2 pseudogenes are annotated in these 1,348 nt (G+C 44.4%); both read right to left on the bottom strand.

Annotated elements, in window-relative coordinates:
* Nucleotides 1-102: 102 nt before the first annotated feature.
* Nucleotides 103-312: pseudogene (locus QUA80_RS33555) on the bottom strand (IS1634 family transposase); the annotation flags it as partial.
* A gap of 82 nt (nt 313-394) precedes the next feature.
* Nucleotides 395-1,186, bottom strand: a pseudogene (locus QUA80_RS33550) (IS5 family transposase).
* Between the last annotated feature and the right edge of the window lie 162 nt (nt 1,187-1,348).

The following is a 1,348-nucleotide window of genomic DNA, read 5'->3' as shown; positions in this document are numbered from 1 at the left end:
TGGAGAACCATTTTTCTTTGAGCCACTGCCGAAAATCCCCTTGACAACTGGCTTTGAGCCTTAACTTGTCACCAATGAATATCTACAGCTTAATAATGAGCGTCATCCACCTGCAAACATTAAATAGTACCGACTGCAATACTGTCCTAAATGCTTTAATACATCCTGACGGTCTTGGGTTAAATTGCTGACTTGCTTTTCTCCGTTGACCGTCACTAAATGTACCGCCTGAAACATTTGAAATATCCAACGCATTGTCGGTTTATTGGTGAGTTTCTTCACCTGATTTCTCACTTCCTCATCATTGGTGACAAGTTAAGGCTCAAAGCCAGTTGTCAAGGGGATTTTCGGCAGTGGCTCAGAGGATGTTTTAAAAGTAGGAGTGAGCTAAAAATTATGCAAGCCGTCGAACCATAATACGTATCATGGCAATATAGATAAAAGTCTCCGAAGTTTCAGGTAGTCTTTCGTAATCTTTACTCAAACGCCGACACCAGTTGAGCCACCCAAAAGTTCGCTCTACAACCCAACGTTTAGGTAAGTGAACGAAACCCTTCTTCTCTAATGGTCTTAGGACGATTTCAACAATCCAACGGAACATATCCATTACCCATCGCATAAAGTCTTCACCCCGATACCCACCATCCATCCAAATCGTATGTAAGCGATTCACGCGACCCATATGATGAACTCGTTTGAGGACTTATGAAGGCTCCAGCACGTTCTGGCATCGAAGCGGATGTCACTAAAACTCGTAAAACTAGACCTAGTAAATCAACTGTCAAATGTCGCTTCCGCCCGTGTATTTTTTTACCTGCATCATAGCCGACTTCTTGGTAGATCATCGTTGCTGTTTCGACTGATTGACTGTCTACAGCAGCTTCTGAGGGACTAGGCTCCCGTCCGGCTGCCACCCTGACCCATTGATAAAGTTTGTCGTGGACTTTCAACCACGTACCGTCTTGGCGCCATCTTCGGAAATAGCCGTAAACCGTAGACCAAGCTGGAAAATCGCCGGGTAATGCTCGCCAGGTACATCGCAAGACATAGCACATAGAGAATGGCATTAACGACAGCGTAGATTGCTATGCTCCGGGGACGACCACCACGCGCAAGCTTCTGGAAACAGGTCTACAATTAATTCCCACTGTTCCCATGTCAAATTGTTAGGATATGCTTTAGTCATTTGCTCACAAGGTGCTGTTGTCTACAAATCTCAGCTTAAACCTTGTGAGCTTTCTTACAAAAGCTCCCCACTTTTAAAACATCCTCTCAAAGAAAAATGGTTCTCCACGTAGGGTGGCATCCGGAAAGGGAGCGATAATCAATTTTAACTTGGGTTTTCGTT

Origin of the sequence: Microcoleus sp. F4-D5 (assembly GCF_036704885.1) — a bacterium.
Classification (GTDB): Bacteria; Cyanobacteriota; Cyanobacteriia; order Cyanobacteriales; family Microcoleaceae; genus Microcoleus.
Note: the sequence above shows the minus strand (reverse complement) of the source record. Positions and strands in the feature narration are given on the sequence as shown.